This is a genomic window from Mesorhizobium sp. M7A.F.Ca.ET.027.03.2.1, assembly GCF_003999175.1.
Taxonomy (GTDB): Bacteria; Pseudomonadota; Alphaproteobacteria; order Rhizobiales; family Rhizobiaceae; genus Mesorhizobium.
In genome coordinates this window covers 1-2,880 of the sequence record NZ_RZOM01000816.1, presented here as the reverse complement: position 1 = coordinate 2,880, position 2,880 = coordinate 1, and the positions used below count along the sequence as shown (strand labels likewise).

Genomic DNA, 2,880 nt, shown 5'->3' with positions numbered 1-2,880 from the left:
CTGGGAAAGGAGATGCCGCCATGTTTGGACATATCATGTGGTTGGTCGTCGTTGCCGGCGGCCCATTGCTGCTGATCGTGCTGATGGCCTATGCCGTTATCGCACGCCGTCGGCGTGGACCCGCCGAACAACGGGAGAGCGACCGGGCGACCAACCGGCTGTACCAGGACAAGCGTTGATCCGCGTCGGCAAGACAATCCGATTGGCAAGACATCCAATCGGCAAGACATCCAATCGGCAAGACAGGGGATCGTATGCCGCACCGAAGCGACGACGATCCCCAACTACGGTCAGCGCATTATCCTTTGCCGCAACCACGCAAAGAACCTGCCGCTGATGGCTGAGCGGACCCGCGTCGCAGCCCAGCGCGCTTTCATGGTTGAGCCGACGTGGCAATCGCAGACGATGTCGTGCAGCTGCCAGTCGTTCAGCTCGAAAAAGCGCCTTGCCTCACCGTATGTGTCGTCCTTTAAACCCGATGCGCGCAGCACTGGATCCTCGAAGGCGACCGAAATTGCCGTTCCCTCGCCCCGCATCAATGAACGTGCTTCAGGGTGCAGATGTTCGGTGCCTGCAAACGCCCCAAGGCATCGCTCGGGATTACGCTCCAGCAGTTCAGCCCAGCGCTCTATGCGCTGATTTCGTGTCATGGCGGAATAAGCAGCCGACGATTCAATCTTGGCGACGGCATGCAGTTGGTCGAGTGTTTGATGTTTCATGGCCAGCTCCTGTTGAGGCAGCGAAGCGCCCACGCCTTCAAGGGAATTACCGCGCGTTAATGCTTCGACAAGAGCGCCAGGCTGGAGAATTCGACACAACCGGATTGGGCCGGCGGGATCATAAACACGCCGGCTGCGTTCATCGACGGGGGCTGCTTGTGACAAGCCACTGATCCGCGACGGGATGCATCCATGTTCATCCAGCCAATCGACTATTTCCTTGCCGTCTGGTTCGCTCTTGCCGCCGCCTCGACGCTTTATGTCGGCTTCGATCAATACCGCAACAATCCCGAACCGGTGGTGATGAAATGGGGCTTCATCCTGGTGACCCTCTATATGGGTCCATTGGGGCTGCTGCTTTATGTGCTTGCAGACAAGGAGCCACGTCCAGGCGAGCATGAAGACTTCACCAGGCCGCTGTGGAAACAGGGGGTCGGCTCGACCATCCACTGCGTTGCCGGCGATGCGACCGGCATCATTCTCGCCGCAGTCATCACGGCAACGCTTGGCCTGCCGATGTGGCTCGACCTCATCGTCGAATATCTGGCGGGCTTTGCCTTCGGCCTGTTCATCTTCCAATCGCTGTTCATGAAATCGATGATGGGCGGCACCTACTGGGAGAACGTGCGCAAGAGCTTCTTGCCCGAGTTCATATCGATGAATTTCATGATGGCCGGCATGGCGCCCGTCATGAGCTTTCTGATGATGGGACGCGACATGCGCGCCATGGAGCCGACCGAGCTTTTGTTCTGGGGCGTGATGTCGATCGGCGTCATCGCCGGCTTCACGCTCGCCTATCCGGCCAATGTCTGGCTGGTCGCGCGCGGGCTGAAGCACGGATTGATGACGCAGCGCCCGCAGGCGAACGAAACGAGCAGTGGAGAGCCGACCGCCCACCAACAGCACGCTACGCATCACCCCAACGCCGGCGACGATCGACGAAGCCGCAACACCTCCCACAAGTCCAAACGCAGCGGCCATCAGATGGAGACGGACGCTACGACGCCGCAGATTGCGGCCCTCGGTATTGTGTCGGTGTTGGCGTTGGCGATCGGCATGGCCGCGCCGGCGAACTGGCTGAACCTGACGCTTTCGGCGCGTGACGTCGGCGGCGCGATCATGCCGCAAGGCATGATCATGGGTCGCGACACGCCGGCGGAATCCATGCGTGACATGGCTGCAACCGATCCGCGTCGCGTTACCTCGTCCTATGGTCTTGCCGCCAAGGGCGATCAGGAACTGCCATTCCGTCTAGAGAACGGCGTCAAGGTGTTCGAGCTCAGACCATCGGTGGTCCGCTGGCAAATCCTGCCCGACGTCGCGGTCGACGCCTATGCCTACAATGGCCAGATTCCCGGTCCGCGCATCCACATTCGCCAGGGCGATAAGGTTCGCATCGACGTCACCAACGACCTGCCCGAGGAAACCACGGTGCATTGGCACGGCATGATCCTGCCGAACCAGATGGATGGACCTGCCGAGATCACCCAGCCGCCGATCGAGCCTGGACAATCCTATTCCTATGCGTTCACCGCGACCCAGCACGGGACCTACTTCTATCATCCGCATGCCAAGCCGGACCGCACCCAGGCGCTGGGGCTTTATGGGGCGCTGATTATCGATCCCGCCAATCCTGCCGACGAGGTTCCGGCTGACCACGACTATGTCATCGAACTTCAGGAATGGCTGGTGCGCGATGGGCTGACTTATCCGTCGATGCCCATGGAAGGCGGCATGCCGAACTTCTTCACCATCAACGGCAAAGCCTATCCCGCAACCGACACCATTCCTATGAAGGTGGGCGAGACGCTGAAGGTGCGTTTCATCGGCACCAACAACGGCTTCGTCCATCCAATGCATATCCATGGCGGACCCTTCGAGGTCGTCGCCCGTGACGGTGAGACGCTTTCTCCGTCGGCGCGCTTTCTGGCCGATACGATCAATGTCGGACCGGGACAGCGCTATGACGTCGTGTGGAAGGCGCTGCGTCCCGGCAAGTGGCTCATTCACTGCCACATCCCGCATCACACGACGAACAACAATGTCGAGGAGAAGGGCGGCGGCGGGCTGATGGTGGTCATCGAGGCCGGCTAGATCTGCCAACCCCTTGCGAATTTGCCGATGTCATCCGGAGGCCGCGTCGTTGCGCGCTACTTCTTGA

General features: G+C 60.3%; 2 protein-coding genes. One reads left to right on the top strand and one right to left on the bottom strand.

Annotation, left to right across the window (positions count from 1 at the left end; all coding sequences use genetic code 11):
- Window positions 1-290: 290 nt before the first annotated feature.
- Entirely contained in the window at window positions 291-719 is a 429-nt protein-coding gene (locus EN750_RS27380) for a hypothetical protein (protein ID WP_127268879.1), read from the bottom strand.
- A 192-nt stretch (window positions 720-911) separates the two neighbouring features.
- Here EN750_RS27380 and EN750_RS27375 point away from each other — a divergent pair, with 192 nt between their 5' ends.
- Window positions 912-2,813, top strand: coding sequence for a DUF4396 domain-containing protein (locus EN750_RS27375; RefSeq protein WP_127398533.1), 1,902 nt, complete (start codon window positions 912-914; stop codon window positions 2,811-2,813).
- The last annotated feature ends 67 nt before the right edge of the window (window positions 2,814-2,880 follow it).

Coding starts and splice junctions, on each gene's coding strand:
- EN750_RS27380 (WP_127268879.1), bottom strand. CDS start 719: ATGAAACATCAAACACTCGACCAACTGCATGCCGTCGCCAAGATTGAA.
- EN750_RS27375 (WP_127398533.1), top strand. CDS start 912: ATGTTCATCCAGCCAATCGACTATTTCCTTGCCGTCTGGTTCGCTCTT.